Genomic DNA, 25,486 nt, shown 5'->3' on the forward strand with positions numbered 1-25,486 from the left:
GTATGATTTAGTTTAGTAATGATTGTCTGGTATTGCTTACTGCAGTCTGATGCAGCTGATAGATCTCTGCAAAACTTTGCGTGTTGAGCGCATCCGTTTTGCGGAAGAACTTAGTGGCCGTTACATCGCTGAGTCGTTTGAATCCGCAGGCTTCCATCAGTTCTACCACTGCTTTGATGGTACCGGTATGGAAATTGGCCACACGATGTTTTTTATCGGTGATATCGATGCCCTTGTACAGTCGCGGATCCTGTGTTGCCACGCCTGCAGGGCATTTGCCGCTGTCGCATTGCAAAGCCTGCACGCATCCCAGAGAGAACATCATGCCTCTTGCACTGTAGCAGGCGTGTGCACCCAGCGCCAGTGTTTTGAGAATATCGAAACCCGTAATGAGACGGCCTGCGGCGATGATGCGCACAGCATCCTGCAGATCGAACTCGCGGAGTGTGCGCGATGCAAAAGCCAGTGCATCGTGCAGAGGCATACCGAGGTGATCGGTGAACTCCAGCGGCGCAGCGCCTGTTCCTCCTTCGGCTCCATCGATGGTGATGAAGTCCGGTAAAATGCCGGTAGTGATCATAGCCTGACAGACAGACCTGAACTCGTGTTTGTTCCCGATGCAGAGTTTGAAGCCTACGGGTTTTCCACCGGAAAGATTCCGGAGTTTCGAGAGAAACCATAACAGTTCCTGTGCATTGCTGAATGCACTGTGAGCAGGAGGGGAGGCAACGGTTGTGCCTGGCTCTACATTTCTGATAGCTGCAATTTCAGGCGTGTTCTTCGAGGCGGGAAGAATGCCGCCATGGCCGGGCTTGGCGCCCTGAGAGAGTTTCAGCTCAATCATTTTCACTTCTGGGCGAAGGGCATTGTTGCGGAAATGTTCGTCGGAGAAATGTCCATCTGCATCGCGGCATCCGAAATAACCGGTACCGATCTGCCAGATGAGATCGCCTCCCATCAGATGATAACTGCTGATGCCACCCTCACCGGTATTATGTGCAAAGCCTCCGATAGCGGCGCCTTTGTTGAGGCTTTCTACGGCGGTTCTGCTCAGTGCACCATAACTCATGGCGCCGATGTTGAGGATGCTGGCATGATAAGGCTGTGCACACTGCGCATTGCCGATCCATACACGAAGGTCTTTTTCGGCTACGTGTGCAGGATAGAGTGAATGGGCCAGCCATTCGAACCCCGGTTGCATGGGGTCTGCCTGCATGCCAAAGGCTACAGTCTGTTTTTCATTTTTCGCACGCTGATACACAATCGAACGCTGACGGCGGTTGAATGGTCGCCCATCGAGATCCGATTCGAAAAAATACTGCCTCAGTTCGGGCCTTACTTTTTCGGACAGATACCTGAAATACCCGAGTACCGGGTAATTGCGAAGCACAGCGTGCTTCTTCTGAATACGGTTGTAAATGGCAAGCAACAATAAAGGCAGCGCCAGCAGCAATACAGGTAACCATGATCCTCCGAGGTAGGCCTCACGAAGCATGATCACATTCAAAATTGCCAGTAACGCAATAATACTGCCGCTCGCCGAAATCCTGGATTGATTTCGCTGCATAGCAATACCATTTTAACTGTAGAGAATAAATAAGAGGTGAAAGTCCCCCCGGGTCTGCCGATCAATGGCGGATATAGCCGGGGCTTAAGTATTAAAGTCTTTAAAGCTGGAGAAGTAGTACAGCTTCTGTGCGAAACGAGGGCTCATTACACTTGCATGCACGCAATTGTTGTATGCAAGCGCAATGGTGTGCGCCGCAACAGAATGCCTGCATGATATGGTGAATGAATTGTTCACGTTGTACAAATATAGCCCTTACCGCATGGTGGGCAAGGGCAGGGGAGTTTCCTAATGAGATTTTAACTTAGTTGATCTCTTCGAAGATGCCGGTGCGTTTGTTCTTGCGAACATTGTCCCAGTCGAAATATCTTCCGTTCATGCAGATGTACACGCCATGTGGAAGCGTTTGAGCAAATGCGAGTGCGCCGCCGAGGTTGAAGAATCCGTCGGAGCTGCCGAATTTGTAGGGGATCATGGCTCCGGTGATTACGATGGTTTTGTCTTTTACTTTTTCGGCCAGCACTTTGGCAGTAACCGTCATGGTATCGGTACCATGGGTGATCACGATCCTTTCCTCAGGAGAATTGCGTACCTGATGGGCTATCAGTTCGCGGTCTTCGTCTGTCATCAGCAGGCTGTCGATCATCATCAGCGTTCGAACAGTGGTATCAATTGTACTGCGGGCGCGCAGCAACATCTCCGGAAGATGGGTTTCCTTGAAGAAAAGTTCTCCGTTCAGTTCGTTGTACTCTTTGTCGAAAGTTCCGCCTGTGATAAAGATTCTGATAGACATTTGAAGGTGTTATGGTGCGCAAATTTAGCATTCTGCAAGGGAATATGCCAGCGGTTTTTGAAGCTCTCCCGGCTGATTGCCATTGAGTTAGGCCGTTGTATAATCAAATTGCCCGTTTGTTGGATAAACTGCAAACATCGGGGGCTGCAACCGAACAATATTCAGCAAAGGGGGCTGAGAAATTGAAAGCGATCAGCGCCGGAATTTTGTGCCTTTTGCGAGGATGAAATGCCAGTTGCGAAGCCGTTTTCAGCTTAAAAAGTATGCATTGAACCATTCAAAGGTTATATCGGTACCGAAATAAAGTATTAAGCAAACCAAACTCATTTTCGCATCATTCTAATGGCTTTATTTACATTTCGCAACTGACTATGGAAAGAGATCCAAGGTATAAAGCAGTAAAATTAATGGTTGAAAAGGGAGAGATAACCGTATTCAATGAAATGTTCAGAATCATCCCTAAAAGTGTTGTGGCAGCGGACCTGGGTAAACAGAATATCCGGTTCACTATGCTCATGAACCGCATTGACAGGTTCACATTGAAAGACCTGTTTCTACTCGGCAAGTTCTTCGATCTCGACGAACGCATGATCTTCGAACTCGCTTATCAACAATATTTGCAACAAAAGGCCAGAAAGAGCGATTGATGCGGAAGCATTAAAACATTGTGCATCAATTTTAACCATTAACCTGTTCCTGCAGCAGCTTCCGACTTTTCCATCACTCAAACGATTAGTAGCCTGTAAAAAAGCAGGAGACTGCACCAGAGATTGGTCAGTCTCCTTTTTTATTTTTCTTTCAAGCCTTAGCTCAGTTTTTACCCGGCTTTTTCCGGCTCATACCCGAATAACTATCGGCTCTTTCCGGCTCATAGTCGGCTAACTGTCGGCTCCCCATTGGAAACACAGGCCTATAACCAATGCAATCACTTGTTCATACTCATTGAATGGGGCTGAACTTGCTCAGTCTCGGAATTTCCCTTTATATTGCAAGCGGTAGGCATCCATAAACTATTGTTGCATACACCCCTTCCACAGAAATTTTGAAAAGTTTGATTGTCATATGTGATCTCCGTTCAGAGAGATCGGTACACGCTTTTTGCCGCGTGGCTGTGTTATTCTTTGGACTGCTTTTATCGGCCGCTGTTGCCTTCCCGCAATCCAGAACGGATAGCCTGCGCAAGCTGCTGAACAGTACTTTGCCGGATTCTCAGAAGATCAGAAGACTCAATCAGCTGGCCACCTGGCTCAACCGCGATTCCACCAACGAAGCGCTGGTGCTCGCCAACGAAGCTTACCTGCTGGCGCTGAAAACCGGAGACAAACAATCGCAGATCAACTCACTGCTCAACCTCTCTGAAGGATACCTGTACAACGACAGTTACGAACAGGCCCTCGAATACGGTCTCAGTGCGCTGGACCTGAGCCGCGCTCTCAATAACGAAGCAGACCTTGCCTCATCCTACACCAATCTCGGCTGGATATTTTACGATACCGAAAACCTCAACTTCGCCCTCCAGTACCATAAAGACGCCTATGCCCTCAATAAAAAAGAAGGCAATAAAGCGAAGGAAGCCGTTTCGCTCAACGCGATCGGACTGGTGTACCAGACAAAAAACGATTACGATTCCGCCCGCAAATATTTCGACCAGAGCCTTCAGCTGGCCCTCGACGAAAACCTGCCCGGCGTTTCAAGCGCTGCATACAATAATATAGGTATATGCGAGAACGCCAGGGGACGGCATACCGAAGCCGTGGAGTTCTTCAAAAAAGCCCTCGAGCTGGAAACCGTACTGAACGGACCACTCAGCCAGGCCGAGACCCTCAACCAGATGGCTTACAGCTATCTGATGATGAAGCAGTACGCACAGTGCGAAGCATTGCTGAAGCAATCCCGCGCCCTCATCGAGGGAGCAAGCTCCAATACCAAGAAAGAAAAACTGCTGGATAACCTCAGTACATCCTCCCAGCTCTATCAGGCACTGGGCGACTATAAAAAAGCCTATGCAGATCTGCAGGAGTACACGGAAATCAGAAATCATATCATCACCCGCAGCAAGTCCGACGCCGTAGCGGCCCTGAAAACCAAGAAGGAGACGCAGGAGAAAGAAACCGAGATCAGGGAACTGGCCGCAGAGAAACAATTGCGCGTATTTCAACGGAATGTGCTGGCGCTTTGCATAGTGCTGATACTCATCATCGGCCTGCTTTTCTACAGCAAAATGAAACAAAAGCAGCGCAAGGAAAAGGAGCTCGAAGAGATAAAGCAGGCGCTGATCCGCAAGGATCTCGACAATACGCTGCTCGAAAAAGCCGCCCTTCAGGATAAGCTGAAGTATAAAGATGCCGAACTGAAGAATTATGCCCTGTTCATTTCCCAGAGAAATGAACTGGTAAGATCGTTCATCGAAGATCTCGGTGCTTTGAAACTGGAAGGAGAGGGGAAGAAGGATCGGTTCAATAAGATGATCCAGAAATTCCAGCACGACCTCGACATCAATAAAGAAGCGCAGGATTTCAACCTGTCGGTAGACGAGATTCACAAAGATTTCTTCTTCAATCTGCTGCAGAAATACCCCGAACTCACCGAAAACGAACGGAGGCTCTGTGCGCAGATACGGTTGAATCTCTCCATAAAAGACATTGCATCCTTGAATAATATCTCCGTAAAATCAGCCGAAATGGCTCGTTATCGCCTCAGAAAGCAGTTCAATCTGGAACATGGCGATAACCTTAATGATTTCCTAAAACAGTTTTAACAATTTGATAATCAATGGTAGTTTGAGTGTGTAGAGGTTAAATAGAGGTGTGTGGAAGGCCATTGTAGGTGCTGATTTCATTTGTTTTGGATGAGACAGGGGTAATTTCCATGCACCAAATAAATTAACCCAAGAACTCTCCAGGAACAATTAAAAACAAAATCAGCAACATGCAAATGCTAAAACGATTGCTACAGAAATTGACCCCTTTGTGTTTACTCCTGTTAGGTTGGCAATTGACTTTCGCTATGCCCACCGACTGGACCATCAAAGGTGTGGTTACGGACAAAAAAGGTAACCCCGTTGAGGCGGCTTCCATTTCAGTGAAAGGAAGCAATGCGGGAACCAAATCGGATCAGGACGGAAAATTCTCTCTCTCCGTACCTGAAAATTCTACCCTTGTAATTTCTGCGGTAGGGTTCGCAACCAGAGAAATTAAAGTCACCTCTGAAAAAGAGCTCAGCATCAGCCTCGAGGCGAGTGCCAATGATCTCAACGAAGTAGTGGTGATCGGTTACGGAACCCAGAAAAGAAGTGCCATTACTTCTGCCATTTCCACTGTAAATACCAAAAACCTCGAAAAGCAGCCTACCGCCAACATAGCGAATATGCTGCAAGGTCAGGCAGCCGGTGTATCGGTTTCAACCGGTTCAGGAAACCCTGCCGGATCTCCCAGCATCCAGGTGAGAGGTTTCAGCAGCATCAACGGTGGAAAACCATTGTTTGTGGTAGATGGTATTCCTCAGGACTATTCATATGAACTCAATCCGAACGACGTTGAAAGTGTCAGCATCCTCAAAGACGCATCTGCAGGTACCATTTACGGTGCAAGATCAGCGTCTGGTGTAATTCTCGTTACTACCAAAAAAGGAAAGAGCGGTGAGCCTAAAGTGAATTTCAATTATTTTGTAGGCAACCATAAACTCGAAGACAAGATCAAATTGCTGGATAAAGTGAGTATGAACCGTGTGGTGAAAACCGCCTACAGCAATGATGGCGACAATGCTCCTGCATATGCGCTGGACGATAACAAATACGCCAACACCAACTGGAAAGATGCTTACTTCAAAAAAGCTACCGAGCAGAAATATGATATCGATGTATCGGGTGGCAATGAAAAATTGAATTACCGTCTCTCTTATGGTCACTGGGAAAATAACGGAACAATTATCAACTCCGGTTCCAAAAGAGACAATATCAGGCTGAACAGTGAGATCAAATTGCTGAAGAACCGCCTGAAGATCACGCCAATCATGTCTTATACCAGATTCAACAATAAGAATTTCGGTGATGTGAATGGTGATGGCAACGCAGGCTATTCCGACATCATGCGCCTGTATGAGATGAAACCTCACAAAGCTGTGTACGATCCAACAACACCCGATGGCTTTGCAAAGCCCCCTGTTGAACTCGGCGACGGTAACCCTGTGGGTGAGCGCATGCTGACAGACAGCAGAACTTCCGATGATTACTTCCAGTTCAATCTTACGGCGGATCTGCAACTCTACAAAGGTCTTTCATACAACTTCAGTGTAGGTAAAACCATTTCAAACACTTTCGACTTTACTCAAACGAAAGCATACGACTTCGGAGCACAGGCCTTCAATGAAAACAATAGCAGAGCAGAAACAAGAGCCAGAGTTGATTATACTGTGATGGTTCATTTGCTGAACTATGAAAGAAGCTTTGGTGATCATAACTTCAAAGCCATGTATGGTTTCTCACGCGATAAATGGACCAGAGCAGGAACTATTGCCAGTGGCAACAAACTCAGCTCTCCATTGATCGAATCGTTGAGAGGCCTTATTATCGAATACCCAACCGACTTCGTTCGCGTAGGTGGTTATAACTCCACCAATACCATGCAGTCTTATTTTGGTCGTCTGTCTTACAACTACGACGAGAAATACTTCCTGCAGGCCAACTATCGCCGTGATGGATCTTCAAGATTTGCTCCTGACTACCGTTATGGTAATTTCTGGGGTATATCTGGTGGATGGGCACTGAACAAGGAGAAATTCTTCAATGTTCCCTGGGTTGATGAACTGAAGATCAGAGGTAGCTATGGCGAATTGGGCAATCAGGAGATCGGAGACTTCAGATTCCTGAATCAGATCTTCCTGCAAGGTTCAAGTCCGTTCCTCAACTATCCTTTCGGTGGCAAAACAAGCCAGCAGGTATTCATCGGTGCCATTTCAGCTGAACTGGCCAACCAGGCTATCAGATGGGAAACATCCGGTACTGCCAACTACGGTATCAACTTCAGTGTGCTGAACAACAAATTCAGCGGTAGCTTCGATTACTTCCAGACCCGTACAAGAAACATGCTGGCTGTTACACCGGTTCCACCTTCTTCCGGTGTAACCATCAACCCAACTACCAATATCGGTTCTATGGAGAATCAGGGTTGGGAGATGTCGCTCACTTATCGTCAGTCGTACCCTTCAGGTTTCAACTTCGATGTAACAGGTAACCTTACTCATACAAAGAACAAAGTACTGAAACTGGGTTCTGATGATGGAAGAATCATCGATGGTGCTGTTGATTTCGAAAACAGATATACCACACTCACCACAGCAGGTCAGACACTCGGAGCTTTTTACATGTTCAAAAATGGAGGCATCTTCCAGAATCAGGCAGAGATCGATGCATACAAAAACAAAGATGGTCAGCTGATTCAGCCAAACGCTAAACCCGGCGATCTGAAATTCCTCGATACAAACAATGACGGCCAGCTTACAGATGACGACAAAGTGATTGTAGGATCACCGCTTCCTAAATTCGAGTTTGGTCTCAACATCAATGCTTCATACAAAAACTTCGACTTCACCATTTTCCTGAACGGAAAAGGAGGACTGAAAATGTACAATGGTGCCAAAATGTTCATGTACCGTCAGTACCGTTCAACTGATCTGGAAAATGCATGGACACCACAGAACGCCAAATCAAATATCTACAGACTGAGCAATAATGATGAAAATCAGAACCAGCGCGTATCTGATTACTTCCTCGAAGATGCATCATTCATCCGTCTGCGCAACATTCAACTCGGGTATACACTGCCAAACGATCTCGTACGCAAAGCATACCTGAACCGTGTTCGTGTATATGTTGGTGCTTACAATCTGCTCACCATTACCAATTATGATGGGTTCGACCCTGATCTCACTTCAACAGGTGTTTTCAGCCGTGGAGTAGACAGAGGATACTATCCGCTCAGCCGCTCATTTGTAGCTGGTGTAAACATTGGATTCTAATTGGTAACCATTAAAAAAACTAGTATGAACAAATATAAAATGGCATTGCTGGGATTGGGATTCAGCGCCATCACACTCGGTGGATGTTCTGATAAATTCCTCGATGTTGCAGACAAAGGAAATCTCTCTGAAAGCACTTTCTGGACCAATCGTCAACAGGCTATCTGGGGTATTACTGCCACTTACGGTGCTTTGCAGGGAAACACCGGCGACAAGTGGGCTTTTTATGAGCAGCTTTTCGTAGGCCTCACCTATAAATCCGATGAAGTAGACAACAATAAAAATGAACCATACGGAAAAGAACTGGCTGCATTTGTGAACGGTGCAGATGATTATGCTACAGCCGGCGTATGGTCAACTTTCTATGCTGGCATTGGCCGTGCCAATCAGGTAATTGATAATGTACCTGGCATCACAGCAATGTCTGAAGCAGAAAGAAAAGAACTGGTTGCCGAAGCCAAATTTCTTCGCGCATACAATTATTTCATGCTCGTGAATGGTTTCGAGAATGTACCACTCGTAACCAAATATGAAAAGGATATTACGAAGTTGAAACGCAAAGCAGCGCCACCTGCCGAAGTATGGGCGCTGATCGAAGCAGACCTCAAGGAAGCAGAAGCTACTCTTCCGGATAATTACGTTGATGCAGGCATGCAGGGCCGTGCAACCAGGAATGCAGCTAAAGCAATGCTCGGTAAAGTGTATCTCTATCAGGAAAAATGGCCTGAAGCAGAAGCCAAGCTGGGAGAGGTTTATGGCAAGTACTCCCTGCTTACCAACTTCGTTGACAACTTCAACGGTAAAGCAGAGAACGGACCAGAATCCATCTTCGAAATTCAGTTCTCCGGCGACCGTTCTGTTGCCGATGAGCGTCATCCCCTCAACTTCGAGCTCACTCCTTATCCACTCGGTGGATGGGATGAGATCAGCGTATCTCCATGGCTCGAAAGTGAAATGAGAAAAGACCTGAAAACAAACGGTACCTACAGCGACCGTATTTACAACAGCATTTTCTTCGATGATCCGAATTCAAAAATGCTCGATCTGGGTTCTCCTCAGACCCTCACCAGCTATGCAGATGTGAAAGCCGATCTCCGCGAGAAAGCATACTTCACCAAGTATACGTATCCAACCGATAAAGGTGGAAGTTATACCGGCGTTAACATCACCATCATCCGTTATGCAGATGTGCTGCTGATGCTGGCTGAAGCTAAGAACGAGAACGGTAAAACTGGTGAAGCTGTGGACCTGATCAATGAAGTACGCAGACGCAGCCATGCCAAAGAACTGGTGGCAGCTGATTTCAATAAAACTACCCTGCGCACGCATATCCGTCACCACGAACGCCCTGTAGAACTCAGCATGGAATGGGGTATCCGCTGGTTCGATCTCGTAAGATGGGGAAGAGGCAACACTGCCAAAGAATCCATCAAAGCAACCCTGCAATTGCACAACAAACCTTTTGCGAATAATTTCGACGACAAAAAACATATCCGGTACGCTATTCCCTCTGCGGAACGCGCCGCTAATCCCTTAGTGGATCAGAACTTCGGTTACTAGGCAGCATACAGTAAGCGCGTGGTCATCCCGTTTGACTGCGCGCTTTTTTTCCCGCATTACAAGTGAAAACTGATTAACTATCATGCAAAAACAGGTTCTATCTCTTCTGCTGGCAGCGATGCCATGGATGGCTATTGCACAAAAGACAAGCAATGACTGGGAAAATCCCCAACAACCTTCCCTGCATACCACTGCACCACATGCATGGTTCATTCCGCACACCAGCGAAACAGCGGCTTTGAATCAACAGCATTCTTCCAACGTACTCTCTCTCGATGGTACCTGGAAATTCAATGTGGTTACTACTCCCGATCAAAGGCCGAAGGATTTTTACAAAAAGAATTTCGATGTAAGCAAATGGAGCAATATGCCCGTTCCTGCCAACTGGCAGACCGTAGGTAAAGACACTTACATCTTCACCGATGTGGAGTATCCCATCAAAGTAAATCCTCCTTTCGTACCAGAAGATTTCAACCCTGTTGGTTCTTACAAACGCAGCTTCACCATTCCTGCCAACTGGAAAGGAAAAGATGTGATGCTTCGTTTCGGTGCCGTGAACTCATTCTTCTATTGCTGGATCAACGATCACTATGTTGGTTTCAGCAAAGACAGCAAAACTCCTGCAGAATTCGATATTACCCCTTACCTCAAATCTGGCAGCAACACCGTTTCTGTGCAGGTTTTCCGTTTCAGCGATGGCACGTATCTCGAAGGACAGGATATGTGGAAACTCAGTGGCATAGAGCGTTCTGTTGAACTGATCGCCCGCCCCAAACTGAGCATCTACGATTTCTTTGCCAAAGCCACGCTCGACAATAGTTATACCAATGGCGTTTTTGATTGTACCCTTACACTCAACCGCAATCCCCAAACTCAGAACCAGCTCGCGCTTCAGGTGAAGATCCTCGACAATAATGGAAAGCTGATCTGGGAGCAGAAAAAAGCTACAGACACCGGCAGAAATTATCAATTCACCACCAGCATTCCGGCAGTAAGAAAATGGTCTGCTGAGACCCCTGAACTTTATACCCTTGTGATCAATACCCTCGATCACAAAGGAGCAGTAACGGAAAGCATCATGCACCATATCGGTTTCCGCACTGCAGAAGTGAAACATGGCCTGTTCCTCGTGAATGGTGTTCCCGTTAAGATCAAAGGCGTTAACCGTCACGAACACGACATGCACACTGCCAAAGTAGTGAGCAAAGAAAGCATGATCCGCGACATCAAAGTGATGAAAGCCTACAACATCAATGCAGCGCGCAACAGCCATTATCCCAACCGCGAAGAATGGTACCAGCTCTGCGATCAGTACGGCATCTACCTCGTTGATGAAGCAAACATCGAATGTGATGGCATGGACTTCCACGAATGGAAAACACTCAGCGACCGTCCTGAGTGGAAGAATGCGTACATGGACAGAACCCGCCGCATGTTCGAGCGCGATAAGAATTTCTGCAGCATCGTTACCTGGAGCCTTGGCAACGAAAGCCGCTTCGGATCTAACTTTATTGCTACTTATCAATTCCTGAAAGAGAACGATAAAACGCGTCCTGTTCAATACGATGAGGCACGTGATAATCCATATACAGATATCATTGCTCCGATGTATCGTCCGGTAAGTACTTTGCTGGAATATGTGAAGGAGTGGAGAAGCCGCCCCTACATCCTCTGCGAGTATGCGCACATGATGGGCAATGGTGGTGGCAACCTCAAAGAATACTGGGATCTCATCTATGCCAATAAACAATTGCAGGGTGGATTCATCTGGGATTTTTCCGATCAGACTTTCGAGAGAAAAGACGCCAATGGCCGCAGCTTCTGGGCTTATGGCCGTGATATGGGCAATGTAGGCGCAACAAGCGATACCAGCTTCTGTGCAGATGGTTTGTTCGATGCCGCGAGAAATCCGCATCCGCAGGCGTTTGAACTGAAGAAAATTTATCAGCCTGTCGCATTCAGCACAGCTGATTTTTCTACCAACGTAATCCGCCTCACCAACAGAACAGATTTTACCAATCTCGAAGAATATTCTATCCATTGGTATATCCGTGGTGATGGCAAAACTGTCGCTTCAGGTGATGCTACCATCGGCAGCATTGCTCCACAGGAATCAGGTGATGTAACACTGAAGATCCCTGCATTCACCCGCACACCCGGCACTGAATATTTCCTCACTGTAGAAGCAAAAACCAAAAAGGCAACCGAAATGCTGCCTGCAGGTCATGTTGCTGCATGGGAACAATTTGCATTGCCCGGAACAGTGGAAGTAGCCAAAGTGGGCATTCCACAACAGGCTCAACTGTCAAAGAATACAGAGAACGGACAACTGAAGATCTCTTCCAAAGATTTTGCTGTGAGCTTCGATCAGAAATCAGGATGGCTCACTCAATATAATTTCAAAGGCCTCGACATGCTGAAAGGCAGCCTGCAGCCGCATTTCTGGCGTGCTCCAACCGATACCGATATCGGCAACAGCATGCAGATCCGTTGTGCAGTATGGCAGGATCCGCTTCGTTTGGCAAGACTGGATTCTTTCAACATCAAAGAACTCGGTTACCTCACGGAAGTAAGCACTGTTCATTATCTCCGTACACTCAATGCATTCTACAAAGTAGTATACGAAGTGTATCCCGATGGCGATGTGAAAGTGAATGTTGCCATGAAAGCAGGCAATAACAACCTCCCCGAAATGCCACGTTTCGGCATGCGTGTATTGCTGAATGAAGCATTCAGCAATGTAAGCTGGCTGGGCCGCGGACCTTTCGATAACTATGAAGACAGAAAGACCGCTGCTGCAGTAGACGTTTACAGCATGCCTGCAGATTCGCTGTTCTATCCTTATCCACGCGCACAGGAAAGCGGTTACAGAACCGATGTTCGCTGGATGAGTCTCCGCAACGCACAGGGAACCGGACTGATGGCCGTAGCCGCATCAAGTATCAGTACAGGCGTTCTGCATTTCGATATGAGCAAACTCGAATTCGACCGCAACGCCAAAGAGAATAACCACGGTGGTTCTATGGCCAATGATCCGCTGATCTGGTGGAATATCGACTTCAAACAAATGGGTGTTGGTGGCGACAACAGCTGGGGATCGAGAACCCACGCAAAGTATATGTTGCCTTATAACGATTACAGCTATACCTTCACACTCCGGCCTGTTAACTCAACAGATCAGCTCACAGAAAAAGCCAAATAGATGATGATGCGTAAAACAGCTGTTTTCTTTTCGTTTCTGATATCAACGGTCACTGCAACGGCGCAGAGCCAACGGATGAATTATCCCGATGTGCTCGATCTGCGTACTTCCGTAACTAAACCAAGATTTATAGAGCCTTCCGTATTCAGCGATATGGGCGCATGGCATGCCTATGCACTGCCCGAAAAAAATGCTGATTACGGCAGTTTCATTGGTCCGCTTGTGATGGACATGGACGGCAAATGGCTCGGCAATAATTTCACCCGTCTTCAACTTTCTGAAAACGGAAAAGCAATCGACCTCAGCGCTGCCACCATCTCGCAGCATTACTATCCGGGATTGCTGGAACAAAAGCTCACTGTGGATGGCCTCACCATCCGCATGCAGCTGATCTTCATCTCCAACAGAGAGTCGATGATCAGAACCAGCATCACCAACAATGGTGCGGCAAGAACCCTGCAGCCTGCATACACAGGCTGGGCCTACAACAGAGGCATTGCGCTCAAAGCCGATGGCAACACAGTGCAGGTGGGATACACCAAACTGATGCAACGCTTTGATCTGCGTCTTCCAGCAAAGAATGAATGGAATATTCAGATTGCTGACAGCAGCTATTCAGCAACCGGCAAATCGTTCGCCATTGCAAAGGGCGCTACTGTAACCTGGGATCATACCGAAGCATTTTATCCTTCGGTAAAACATACACCTTCCGTTGCGAAACCAGATTTCAGCAAAGCGCTGACGCAAAATCAGCAACGCTGGGACGGATACCTGAAACGCTATTTCTCTTTCACCAAAGCGCTGAGCAAGGATGAAAAAAGACTGGCAGTAAAAGCGATGGTAACCCTGCTCACCAACTGGCGCAGTGCCAACAAAGACCTGCTCCACGATGGAGTGTTCCCATCCGTGAACTATCAGGGCTTCTACGGCGTGTGGAGCTGGGATAGCTGGAAACAGGCTGTGGGACTGAGTTTGATCAGTCCATCCATTGCCCGCGACAATATCCGCTGCATGTTCGATTACATCGACTCGGTAGGCATGGTACCCGACTGCATCTACAGCGATAAGTCTGAGAACAATCTCCGCGACACCAAACCCGCACTCTCCGCCTGGGGCGTTTGGGAAGTGTACAAGGCTTCACCCGATAAGAAGTTTTTGCAGGAAATGTATCCGATGCTGGCGAAGTATCATCGCTGGTGGTACATCTACCGCGATCACGATAAAAACGGTCTTTGTGAATTCGGATCAACCGATGGTACACGCATCGCAGCTGCATGGGAAAGCGGAATGGACAATGCCGTTCGCTTCGACAGCGCCGTAATGCTGAAGAATGGTCCAGGCGCATGGAGCCTCGATCAGGAAAGCATCGATCTCAATGCATACCTCTACAAAGAAAAGATCTACCTCGCGCAGATTGCCGATGTACTGAATATGGCTGATGTGGCTGTACAATGGAGAAAAGAAGCATTCGAACTCAAAAAGTACATCAACGAAGTTTTCTACGACAGCGAAAAAGGATACTACTACGACAAACGCATCGGCAAAACAGGGCATGTTACTGTAAACGGACCGGAAGGCTGGATCCCGCTCTGGGCGGGCATCTGCAATCAACAGCAGGCAGGCGCCGTTAAAGATATGATGGCCAGCAGCAGCACATTCAATACGCTGGTACCTTTACCAACGCTGGCAGCCAATCATCCTGCATTCGATCCGATGAAAGGATACTGGCGCGGACCCGTTTGGCTCGATCAGTTCAACTACGGCATCGACGGACTGAAACAATACGGTTACAACATGCTCGCGAAAGAACTGGTGCAGAAACTGCTGAAGAATGCACAGGGACTGCTCGGCGATTCGCCCATCTGTGAGAATTATCATCCGCTGACAGGAAAAGGACTGAATGCAAAGAATTTCAGCTGGTCCTCAGCGCATCTTTTACTGTTATTAAAGACTAAATAACACATGAAATTTTCTACCGAAGCTGCATCATCCTTAGTGAAAGAATATTTCGGTATCGATGGTGTTGCGAAAGACCTCAACGGATACGACGAATGGAATTATCTCTTCACATCTGCTGAAGGCAAAAAATATATTTTCAAGATCGGCAACGAAGAACATGGAGCATCTTTTCTCGATGCACAGGTTCGCATTACCAGTCACCTCGCTGAAACAAGCGTGGGCAGCAAGGTGCAGCAGCATGTTCCTGCACTGAACGGACAATCTCTGATCCCCGTTGCGATCGACGGTAAACAATATTTCCTCCGCCTGCTGACCTTCCTCGAAGGAACATTCTGGGTAGACAATACAAGCCGCCCTGATGGTTTGTACGAAGATCTCGGCAGCGTACTCGGAGCAATGGATAAGGCACTGATTGGTTTTTCTCATACTGCCATGCATCGCAGGTATACATGGGATATCAGCGCAGCAGCTGATGCAAATAAAAAACTGCATTATATCCGCGATCATCATCAGCGCAGAATTGCAGGATACTTTTTGCTTCAGTTCGATACGCTGGTGCAGCCGGTGATCTCCTCACTTCGTCATGCCTACATTCACAACGATGCCAACGACTACAACGTATTGGTGCGTGATGGAAAGATTGCGGGCATCATCGATTTCGGCGACATGGTGTACACCGCGCTGATCAACAATCTCGCTATCGCGTGTACCTACGCTATGTTCGATACAGCAGATCCGTTAAAGGCAGCTGCACTCACTGTGAAAGGTTATCACCAGCAATACGCGCTCACAGAACAGGAAACTGATCTGCTGTATTACCTGATTGCAGCAAGACTCTGCATCAGTGTAACACAATCGGCCTGGAACAGCGCACAGGGCAGCACCAACGAGCATCACTTCATAACAGAAGCTGCTGCATGGAAACTGCTGCATTACCTGATAGAGCTCAATCCTGTAAAAGCGCAGGATGCCTTCCGCAAAGCCTGCGGATTCAGCAGCCTCATCAACAAAGAAGATAATTACACAGACCTGCTCACCGAACGTAAAAAACTCATCGGACGCAATCTTAGCATCAGCTACGATAAGCCGCTGAAAATAGTTCGTGGTGCACTGCAATATTTGTATGATGATAAAGGCGATACCTATATCGACTGCGTAAACAACGTAAGCCATGTAGGGCATTGCCATCCTGTAGTGGTACGCGCGATGCAGCAACAAATTGCAACACTCAATACCAACACGCGTTATCTGCATGATGCGCTGGAAGAGTTTGCAGCGCAACTCACCGCAACGCTTCCTGGCAAACTGAAAGTGTGTTACTTCACCAACTCAGGAAGTGAAGCGAATGATCTCGCGATCCGCATGAGCCGCCACTTCACTAAACAGCAGGATGTGATTGTGCTCGATCACGCCTATCACGGCACATCCACTGTTGCCATAGAACTGAGCCCATATAAATTCGATGGAAAGGGCGGACCGGGACAGAAACCCTGGGTGCACAAAGCCATCTCTCCCGATCTGTATCGCGGTGAATATCAGTATGGCGATGCGCAGGCGGGAGAAAAATATGCAGCCGATGTTCAACGCATCATCGAAGGATTGCAGAAAGAAAATAAAGGTGTTGCAGCTTTCATCTGCGAAACCCTGCTCGGTGTAGGTGGCCAAATTCCGCTGCCCGACAACTACCTCAAAAATGTGTACGCACACGTGAAAGCTGCCGGTGGCATCTGCATCGCAGATGAAGTACAGGTTGGTTTCGGAAGAGTGGGCGACAAATTCTGGGGATTCCAGTTGCAGGATGTGGAACCGGATATCGTAGTGCTCGGAAAGCCTATCGGAAATGGCCATCCGCTGGCAGCTGTTGTGGTTACCGAAGAAATCGCCAATGCATTCAACAACGGCATGGAATACTTCAACACATTCGGTGGAAACCCTGTGTCGATGGTTACCGGCGCAACCGTGCTGAATGTGATTCAGCAGGAAGAAATGCAGCGTCACGCCAAAGAAACCGGCGATTACATGCTGCAGTTGCTGAAAGAGCTGATGCCGAAATATCCCATCATTTCAGACGTGCGCGGGCATGGTCTCTTTGTGGGTGCTGAACTGGTGAAAGACCAGACCACCAAAGAACCTGCTGTACCTGAAATTGATTTCATTGTGCAGCGCATGAAAGAGCGTGGCTTCCTGCTCAGCACAGACGGGCCTTTGCACAATGTGCTCAAAATTAAACCGCCATTAGTGTTCACAAAAGATAATGCGTCTCAGATGGTGAAGCACCTCGATGAAGTGCTCGCTGCTATGCAGTAAGGTTATTGATCATAAAACAGGGGTCTTGCTGAAAACGATGCCAGTCGTGCAGCAGCTCCTGTTTTAGTTTTTGCAGGTCTGCGTCATGTTTATATCTGTGGTGCAGCGTTTCGAGCCGCATGATATGTTTGATGAGGTTGTAGCAAGCGGTTAATTGTCCGGATGCAATCACCTTATCGCGTTTGTCTTTCGATGATTCATCAAACCAGAGTGTGGTGCCCATGGTGCGTGCTTCGTCCACCAGTTGTTGCATGGCAGGAGAGGGCATCAAAGTTTCTTTCATTTCATCCCACCATTTTTTATCCCTGTCTTCGAGATTTCTCAATCTTCTGGCCTCATGTGCCGAACTGAATTCATAGATCAGGCATACCTGTGCGCGATTTTTCATTACGGGTTTACTCAGCAGGTTTTCATATTGTGCTCTGCGGATCTGTTTCAGAAAGAGATCGCTTACCAGCATGAGTGAACTGCTCAGTCTTTCTTTTACCATGGGCATGAGTTTAGAAAGTGGCAGCCGCAGAAAATAATCGAGGTATTTGAAAGCTACGGCGGCGGAGCCTCCGCTCTTTTTTGCAGCGCGTTTGAGTTTCACAAACCCGAACCAGTAAACAGCCGATAAAGCCAGTGATGGGATGAGCAGCAGGTAACCCGCAACAGGAGCCAGTTTCAACACTATCGATGCAATACAGGCAAGCAGCAGGATGTTGGCATACTTGCATACATTGATCAGTCGTTGAATGGTGAGAAATGACAGTATGCCTCCGTGTGAACCATTCTTTTCTTTGTACGGATTATTGAAATAACTGCTCACATCGCAGGAAAGTATCAGGTCGAATGGTTGATTGCGTGCCGCTTTACCATTGGTGGGATTGGCATTGAGCCGCCGGCTGTCTTCGAGCTGAACAGCACGTAAGCCCATGTTATCGCAGATGCCGCCATCCATGAGGGCGAATGCCTTTTTGTTTACATCATCCAGATCGAGTGGATTGTTGTGGCTGAAGTCGAGCCCTTCAAATAATTCGTTCAGATCCCGGTTGTTTTCGTGCACAAAATCATTGGGATACAATAACGGTTCAAACCCGCTGGGGAAGCAGGATGAAGCGGCCACCACATCACTCAGCTTTAGTTTCTTCGCTGTTTCCGATTTGCTCAGCTTCAGGTACCCATTGCCGTTTCTGTAAACGAAATGCTGATGTGTGTTTATCTGAAAATAAAAATTGATGCCGTTGTTGAACTCGGTAGTGTTGAAGCAGACTTTTTCGAGATGGGGTTTATTAGCTCCACGATGCGCATCTGCTATAGCACCCAAAGTAGCATGATTGAACAAAATCTTATCGTAGGATTTCGCAAATGCATTGATGAGATTGCGTTTTTTATGTACGATATGGATATTCCCCGATGCATCTTTGAAGGATCCGTTCTCCGTCCATGCTTTTTTGTTTCGCAGCGTGCTGAATGCCTCCTGCAATAATTTTTCTCCTTCCATCTCTTTGCGCAGCTGCTGGTAGAATTCCAGGAAACTGTGTTGTGGATTGAGATAGAGGCTGCTTACATAAAATCCGTTGGTGATGGAACCGCCTGAAGTGGAAGTGATGAATTTTACTTTTTCGAGCAGTGGTTTATCCTGAAACTGAATGCGGAAAAGATAACTGAGAACGCCGAGTGAGAAACTCGCGGCCCTGAAGCCACCTCCGGAAAAGGTAAGCGCGATATTCTGCAATGGAGCATGTGGTTCAATCGGTGTGCAGTCATCAATTACCTTGATCAACTCCGGCTGGCTGGTTACTGGATTCATAGAAATGGTTTAAGTGGCTCAGCTGAAAAGGTAGTAAAAATTTTTGCAGCGAAAAAGGAGGTATCTTTAGATTATCTCAAACATAATACAATGGCAAAACTGATCACAGGCATTCACCACGTAACCGCTATTGCTGCCGATTCGCAGCATAACGTTGATTTCTACACCGGCATTCTCGGATTGCGACTGGTTAAGAAAACCGTGAATTTCGATGCGCCGGATGTTTACCATTTTTATTATGGAGATGAAAACGGAAGTCCCGGCAGCATACTCACTTTCTTTCCGTATGCAGGCCTCGTTCGGGGCCGTCACGGAAAGGGAATGTTGAACACCACTACGTTTTCTGTTCCTTCAAATTCTATCGGGTATTGGGAAGAACGCTTCAAAAAATTCAATGTAAACTATAAACCTGCGGAAGACCGCTTCCATGCTGAAACGGTAATTTATTTTGAAGACCCTGATGGGCTCGGTCTGGAGCTGGTTTTCAACGATAAGGATGCCCGTGCAGGTTTTTCGTATGGACAAATCCCACCGGAGCATGCCATCAAAGGATTTTACAATGTAGAGATTTGGGAAGAAGGATATGAACGAACAGCTGGATTGCTCAGCGGTCAGCTCGATCATGTGCTGATCGCTGAAAGAGGAAATCGTTTCCGCTTCGCTGCCACCGATGCTCCCGGCAATTACGTAGACATTCTCTGCACACCTGATAGTCTTCGCGGACTCGGAGGAAGCGGCACTGTGCATCATATCGCCTTCGCCACTCCTGACAAGGAATCGCAGACAGCCGTTCAGCAAAAGTTGCTGAGCATTTCCCTGAACCCCACACCGATACTCGACAGAAATTATTTCACTTCTATTTATTTCCGCGAACCGGGCGGTGTATTGTTTGAAGTAGCTACATCCGGACCAGGATTTGCGATCGATGAAACGCCAGATCATTTGGGAGAATTGCTGAAGCTTCCACCACAATACGAAGCAAGGAGAAGCAGGCTGGAAACTGAATTACCACCTGTGTCGCTGCACATAGATCAATACAAATAGGCAACTGCATTTCGGAAACTGACAATTGACCTTCACCTAATGATCCATTCAATTGTTAACCGAAAAATGAGCAAATGCCCATCATGTACATTATTGCCGGATGTAATGGCGCCGGCAAAACTACCGGAAGTAAAAACATACTTTCCGCACTCACTCATTGTAACACTTATGTGAATGCAGATGATATTGCCGCGGAGCTTTCTCCTGAGAACCCTGCCGCTGCTGCGTTTGAGGCCGGAAGAATAATGCTCAGTCAGCTGGAAGAACTACTGCAAAGCAATGCAGACTTTGCTTTTGAAACAACACTTTCCACCAGATCATTTGCTGGGATGATCAGAAAAGCGAAATCCAAAGGATATGCAATCAGGTTATTCTTTCTGTGGCTGGTATCTCCCGAAATGGCGAAACAACGTGTGGCGGCGCGAGTGAAACGCGGCGGGCATTCAATTCCGGAAGATGTAATCGAAAGAAGATACTACAGAGGCGTTGCAAACTTCATTCACATATACCGAAATATCAGTGACAGTTGGGTATTGATGGATAACAGAACGGCTGAACCGGTGCAGATTGCAGAAGGGTATCTCGATAAAGCTACCGATATAAGAGATGCTGCCTTATGGAGCCTCTTTGTTGAACATAGCACAATGGTGGAAGAGCCTGCTGAACAGTATGGTGAAGGATTCACAGACAGACTCATTGCCGCTATGATGAAATCCAATTACCAAATGCTTATCGAGGCTGCCGCCATCAACGAATCGCTGGTAGTGGGCGACGGACCGCCTGGATTCAGGCATGCGCCTGCAATAGAGTTGTTACAGGAGTTTGAGCGATCGGAAAAATTCAAATCTCTTTTCGGCATCAATGCTTAACGCTTGCATAAAAGAAATCCTTATAGTAACTTGGCTTTACAACCTCTGCTATGTCTGAATTCATCACCTACCAGAAATTTTACAATCAGGGCGATGCAGAAGCATTTGCTGCATTTCTCGATGTGAAAAATATTCCATTCGAATTGGAAAGGCAGCGTGCGGTGCTCGATCCGATCTATATTGGCGAGCAATCGGAGCCTACTTACATTGTGAAAATAGCGCCTGAGCAGTTTGAGAAAGTGAATGTGCTGATGAAAGAAGAAGCTGCAAAACAACTGGACAGTGTACCTGCAGATTATTACCTTTTCGAATTCACGGATGATGAACTGAAGAATGTACTTACAGAAGCCAATGAGTGGAGCCAGCTCGATGTGCTGCTCGCAGAGAAATTGCTGAAAACCCGTGGAGTACCGGATGCTGCCATTCCGCTTGAAGCGCTTGTGGCTCCTTATCAGCCCGCAAGGATCGGAACCTGGGCCTTAGTTGCAGGATATATTTGCTGTGGCTTGTTTCCCGTGTATTCCATTCCGATGGGAGTGGTGGTGATGGTTGCAAAGAAAACTTTACCTGATGGAACAAGAATCCCGATGTACGATAAATGGTCTTACAATCATGGGCTCGCAATCACTGTAATCGGTACCTTGATCGTATTCTCCTACCTTGGCAGTTTACTCCTCAGAGGGGGCTGGCAATATTACTGGTAATCGCTTTCTGTACGATCCCGGCGAAACGCCCGTTACTTTCTTGAAATACCGGTTGAAATAATCCGGATCGTCGAAGCCGAGCAGATAGGCCAGTTCTTTCACGGGCAATGTATCATGAAACAAATACCGTTTTGCTTCGAGCATGATCCTTTGTTTGATGAGGTCTCCTGCCGATGCATGTCCATATTTCCTGCTGATGGTATTCAGGTGTTTTAACGATACATGCATTTTCGCTGCATACACATTCGGCTGATGTGTATTGCGAAAATCCGATTCTATCAGCATTTTGAACTGCCGGAACTGCCGTTGTCCGAAATCCTTATCCGGATTGTCTTCCCTTGTTTTTTGCTGTCGCAGCTGATAGATATGCAGTAAGAAGATCTTCACATAACTCATCAGGATCATTTTCTGCATGCTGCCCGAAAACTGCATGGCGCGCTGCATTTGTCTGATAGTGGAATCGAGCAGCATGGCCGATTCCTTATCTACTTCGAGAAATGGAAAGCAATCGATATTGTCGAAAACAGATTTGAGTGAAAACGAATTGCTGTGCGGGTTTTCCCATTCGAAGAAACTCTCCGGAAGCATCAGCATATGGCCTCGTGCATTGGTGCTGATATCCATCTGGTGTACCTGATTGGGCGATAGCAGCACCAATGCCGGGCCTTCCGAAAGATAGAGTTTGAAATCTACCTGTTGTTTTCCGGTTCCTTCTCTGAAAAATATCACCTGATAAAATGTACGGCGATGCGGAGAGAGTTGCCAGATATTGGCTTTCTCGAAGCAATCCACATAAAAATCGCCGGGGATTCCTTTGCCGGAATAAACGGGTATTCCTGATGATGTAACCGATTTCATGGTTCCACTCATTTTTTTTGTTCAACCAGCAAAAGAAGAAATTGTTCGGTGTCAGCTGATGAGGGTTTTCAGCGCCAATGCCGCGAGGCCACCCACAAACGGACCTGCAATGGGTATCCAGGCATAGCCCCAGTCGTTCCCCGATTTGTGTTTGATGGGAAGCAATGCATACACTATGCGCGGGCCCAGATCCCGTGCGGGATTCATGGCACAACCTGTTGGTCCGCCAAGGCAAAGCGCAATGGCCAATACAATAAATGCAACGGGCAATGAACTCAGCGATCCCAGTCCTACTTCGGGTTTGGCGAGGTTCAGCACTGCAAATACGAGCACGAACGTGGCTACAATCTCTGTGAGCAGATTGCTGCCGGTGTTTCTGATGGCAGGATCAGTACAAAAGCAGGACCTGTTGGCGATGCCATCCGACGTACTATGAAAGTGCGATTTGTACGCGATGTATACCAGCCAGGCACCCATCATGGCACCGCCGAACTGGCCTGCTAAATACACAGGGACCTGATTGAGCGAACACATACCTTTCAGCACCAGTGCCACTGTTACAACGGGATTGAGGTGAGCGCCACTCACCGGTGCCGAGATATACACTGCGAGATAGGCCGCCATGCTCCATCCCAGCGCAACAACTATCCATCCGCCATTCTCTCCCTTACTATGTTTCAACACTACATTCGCCACGCTTCCATTGCCCAGTAAAATCAATACGGCTCCTCCGATAAATTCTCCCAGAAATATCTGTAACGCAGTCATGAGTGATGAATGATGTTAGAATGATTGGTAACGATGATCAATATACGCGGATGATCTGTCCATGTACTCCGCCGTCGATGCTCCTGATATATGCATTGATCACGCGATGTACAGACACCGGTGTATGTCCGGGCATATTGGGTCCGTTTACATCCACGGTATTGTCGGTGAGGCCGGGGCTCACTACGTTGATCCGCACGCTGCGCGGGAGTTCGAGTGCAGCTGCGAGCACAAATCCGTGCAGGCCTGCATTGGCAATAGCGTAGTCGACTGATCCGGGTACGGGCTCATCTGCAAGTATGCCAGATACAAGCGTGAAGGAACCGCCATCGCGGATATATTTCAATCCTTTGCGAACAAGATTGATCTGTCCCACCAGTTTATCGTGAATGCCCGCATAGAGTTGTTCATCGGTAAATTGTTGAAATGGTCCCCAATAGGCGCTGCCCGCAACGCTGGCCAATGCATCGAATGGACCAACCTGTTCGAAGAATGCATCGATCGACGCGGGCTTGGTGATATCGAGCTGATATTGGCTGTTCTTTCTGCTTGCCTGGATCACTTCATACTTCCTGGCTTCCAATGCCTTCACCAGTTCTTTTCCTATCGCACCTGAAGCGCCTGTAACGATAATTTTCATAGCTGTTTTTTTATGATGATAAATGAATTGTTCATCAAAGGTAGCAGCGGCGTCAATTGAAGAGATGGATGAATGGTACTTCTAACTGGACTTTTGAACCCGGGCTTACTTAATGGCCTGAATCCGGGAACAGCCCATCAGCTGTACTGTCTGTATCTGATGCCGGCTTTTTTTGTATAGTGGGATGAATTGCTCCAGGCTTCTGCCAGGTGTTACGGTATTGCCAGATAATGCCTGTGATCAAAACTATGATAACACCTGCATAGGCGAGCTGTCTTCTCAGGCTTCCGGCGTGAATATTCTCTTGTTCCTCCTGGTTTTTTTGATCCGCTTCGCGGATCGCCAGCCAATGTTCTATAAAACGTTTTTCTTCCTCCGTTGCTTTTCCTTTCAGATAGCGGTTAAGGATGCGCTCAAATTCAAACAAATTCATACACAACCGGAATAGGCTTGTTCAAAACAATAAAAATATAGGTGTGCATCCGAATGTGCTGCCTATGTGATTTTACTTTATTATTAATTTCGATAAGATGGCCGGGCCACTTAATTGTGGTAACTTCCGGTACAACCAAATACCGGGCATCTATGATACAGCAACAATTTGCGGAAAAGGCGGCTGCCATTGTGCTGGAAGATCCTTCTGCAATCGGATTGGCAGCAGCAGGGAGCTGGCTCAGCCATGAGCTGGACGAATTCTCCGACCTCGACCTTATTCTCGTTACCAAACACAAAGCAGGTGGCGATAAAAAAAGGATGATGGAATGGGCAGCTAAATTCGGTCAGCTGCTCTCTGCATTCACCGGCGAGCATGTGGGTGAACCAAGGCTGCTGATCTGCCTCTACGATAATCCGCTGTTGCATGTGGACATTAAATTTCTCACCCTCGAAGAATTTGCATTCAGAGTGGAAGAGCCGGTGATACTCGCCGATATGTACGGACAACTGGAGCAAAGCCTTCAACTGACAGAAGCAAAATTCCCGATGCCCGAATACCAGTGGATCGAAGACAGGTTCTGGGTTTGGATTCACTACGGCCTCACTAAAACAGGAAGAGGGGAATATTTTGAAGCGATGGATTTTCTGTCGGCCATCCGTTCGATGGTACTGGGCCCATTGCTGCTGATCAGACAGGGACAGCTGCCACGTGGTGTACGCAAAGTAGAATTTCGTTTACCCGATACTGTATTGGAACAACTGAAAGGAACAGTGGCGGATTATGATCCTCAATCGATACTCAAAGCCATGCATCAATGCGTGCACCTGTACCGTGAGCTGCGCGATCAATTATATGATGCCGGCATTCAACGGCAGACTGCCAGTGAAAAAAGAGTACTCGCCTACGCAGAAGAAATCAGGATGATTGCTCAGCGAGTAAACAGTTGATCCGCAGGCCTGTACTGTTTTG

Annotated in this window: 18 protein-coding genes; 11 read left to right on the top strand and 7 right to left on the bottom strand. The window is 47.4% G+C overall.

The features are described 5' to 3' along the window. Nucleotides 1–7: 7 nt before the first annotated feature. Nucleotides 8–1,567 carry an FMN-binding glutamate synthase family protein gene (locus HHL16_RS21525; RefSeq protein WP_169427401.1) on the bottom strand — a complete coding sequence of 520 codons (1,560 nt, stop codon included), beginning with the start codon at nt 1,565–1,567 and terminating at the stop codon, nt 8–10. A gap of 304 nt (nt 1,568–1,871) precedes the next feature. After that, the gene (locus HHL16_RS21530; RefSeq protein ID WP_169427402.1) at nt 1,872–2,360 is read right to left on the bottom strand and encodes an asparaginase domain-containing protein; all 489 of its coding nucleotides are present in this window, start codon (nt 2,358–2,360) and stop codon (nt 1,872–1,874) included. A gap of 371 nt (nt 2,361–2,731) precedes the next feature. Between HHL16_RS21530 and HHL16_RS21535 the strand changes: the two genes are divergently transcribed. The 7 genes from HHL16_RS21535 to HHL16_RS21565 all read left to right on the top strand — a co-directional run bounded on the left by HHL16_RS21535 (nt 2,732) and on the right by HHL16_RS21565 (nt 17,403). After that, complete coding sequence (locus HHL16_RS21535) at nt 2,732–3,007, top strand: hypothetical protein (protein ID WP_206022528.1); 276 nt, start codon at nt 2,732–2,734, stop codon at nt 3,005–3,007. A 404-nt stretch (nt 3,008–3,411) separates the two neighbouring features. After that, nucleotides 3,412–5,118, top strand: coding sequence for a tetratricopeptide repeat protein (locus tag HHL16_RS21540; protein ID WP_169427404.1), 1,707 nt, complete (start codon nt 3,412–3,414; stop codon nt 5,116–5,118). Between the two features lie 248 nt (nt 5,119–5,366). Then, complete coding sequence (locus tag HHL16_RS21545; protein WP_169427405.1) at nt 5,367–8,375, top strand: TonB-dependent receptor; 3,009 nt, start codon at nt 5,367–5,369, stop codon at nt 8,373–8,375. A 24-nt stretch (nt 8,376–8,399) separates the two neighbouring features. Continuing rightward, nucleotides 8,400–9,935, top strand: a complete 1,536-nt coding sequence (locus HHL16_RS21550) for a RagB/SusD family nutrient uptake outer membrane protein (RefSeq protein WP_169427406.1) — start codon at nt 8,400–8,402, stop codon at nt 9,933–9,935. A gap of 82 nt (nt 9,936–10,017) precedes the next feature. Then, nucleotides 10,018–13,137 (top strand): glycoside hydrolase family 2 TIM barrel-domain containing protein, encoded by a 3,120-nt coding sequence (locus HHL16_RS21555; protein WP_169427407.1) that lies wholly within the window; start codon nt 10,018–10,020, stop codon nt 13,135–13,137. 6 nt (nt 13,138–13,143) lie between these two features. After that, entirely contained in the window at nt 13,144–15,096 is a 1,953-nt protein-coding gene (locus HHL16_RS21560) for a trehalase family glycosidase (protein WP_169427408.1), read from the top strand. A gap of 3 nt (nt 15,097–15,099) precedes the next feature. After that, a complete protein-coding gene (locus HHL16_RS21565) occupies nt 15,100–17,403 on the top strand; it encodes an aminotransferase class III-fold pyridoxal phosphate-dependent enzyme (RefSeq protein WP_169427409.1) in 2,304 nt (767 codons plus the stop codon). On the opposite strand, the gene HHL16_RS21570 is transcribed toward HHL16_RS21565, so the two are convergent. Beyond that, nucleotides 17,393–19,198, bottom strand: coding sequence for a patatin-like phospholipase family protein (locus HHL16_RS21570; RefSeq protein WP_169427410.1), 1,806 nt, complete (start codon nt 19,196–19,198; stop codon nt 17,393–17,395). The genes HHL16_RS21565 and HHL16_RS21570 overlap by 11 nt on opposite strands. A 90-nt stretch (nt 19,199–19,288) precedes the next feature. Between HHL16_RS21570 and HHL16_RS21575 the strand changes: the two genes are divergently transcribed. From HHL16_RS21575 to HHL16_RS21585, 3 genes are all read left to right on the top strand, one after another. Further along, nucleotides 19,289–20,242, top strand: a complete 954-nt coding sequence (locus HHL16_RS21575) for a ring-cleaving dioxygenase (RefSeq protein ID WP_169427411.1) — start codon at nt 19,289–19,291, stop codon at nt 20,240–20,242. A 74-nt stretch (nt 20,243–20,316) separates the two neighbouring features. Then, nucleotides 20,317–21,111: a zeta toxin family protein gene (locus tag HHL16_RS21580; protein ID WP_169427412.1), complete on the top strand. Its 795-nt coding sequence runs from the start codon at nt 20,317–20,319 to the stop codon at nt 21,109–21,111. A 50-nt stretch (nt 21,112–21,161) separates the two neighbouring features. After that, nucleotides 21,162–21,815 carry a hypothetical protein gene (locus HHL16_RS21585; RefSeq protein ID WP_169427413.1) on the top strand — a complete coding sequence of 218 codons (654 nt, stop codon included), beginning with the start codon at nt 21,162–21,164 and terminating at the stop codon, nt 21,813–21,815. Here the strand turns inward: HHL16_RS21585 and HHL16_RS21590 are convergent. The 4 genes from HHL16_RS21590 to HHL16_RS21605 all read right to left on the bottom strand — a co-directional run bounded on the left by HHL16_RS21590 (nt 21,780) and on the right by HHL16_RS21605 (nt 24,514). Then, nucleotides 21,780–22,673: a helix-turn-helix transcriptional regulator gene (locus HHL16_RS21590; protein WP_169427414.1), complete on the bottom strand. Its 894-nt coding sequence runs from the start codon at nt 22,671–22,673 to the stop codon at nt 21,780–21,782. The two genes, HHL16_RS21585 and HHL16_RS21590, sit on opposite strands and share 36 nt — an antisense overlap. Nucleotides 22,674–22,724: 51 nt before the next feature. Continuing rightward, a complete protein-coding gene (locus tag HHL16_RS21595; RefSeq protein WP_169427415.1) occupies nt 22,725–23,441 on the bottom strand; it encodes an MIP/aquaporin family protein in 717 nt (238 codons plus the stop codon). A gap of 37 nt (nt 23,442–23,478) precedes the next feature. Beyond that, complete coding sequence (locus HHL16_RS21600) at nt 23,479–24,081, bottom strand: short chain dehydrogenase (protein ID WP_169427416.1); 603 nt, start codon at nt 24,079–24,081, stop codon at nt 23,479–23,481. 109 nt (nt 24,082–24,190) lie between these two features. Next, on the bottom strand, nt 24,191–24,514 hold the full coding sequence (locus tag HHL16_RS21605; RefSeq protein ID WP_169427417.1) for a hypothetical protein: 324 nt from the start codon (nt 24,512–24,514) through the stop codon (nt 24,191–24,193). A 152-nt stretch (nt 24,515–24,666) separates the two neighbouring features. Here HHL16_RS21605 and HHL16_RS21610 point away from each other — a divergent pair, with 152 nt between their 5' ends. Further along, on the top strand, nt 24,667–25,464 hold the full coding sequence (locus HHL16_RS21610; protein WP_169427418.1) for a nucleotidyltransferase domain-containing protein: 798 nt from the start codon (nt 24,667–24,669) through the stop codon (nt 25,462–25,464). The last annotated feature ends 22 nt before the right edge of the window (nt 25,465–25,486 follow it).

The organism is Pseudoflavitalea sp. G-6-1-2 (genome assembly GCF_012927185.1).
In the GTDB taxonomy this organism is placed as follows: Bacteria; Bacteroidota; Bacteroidia; order Chitinophagales; family Chitinophagaceae; genus Pseudobacter.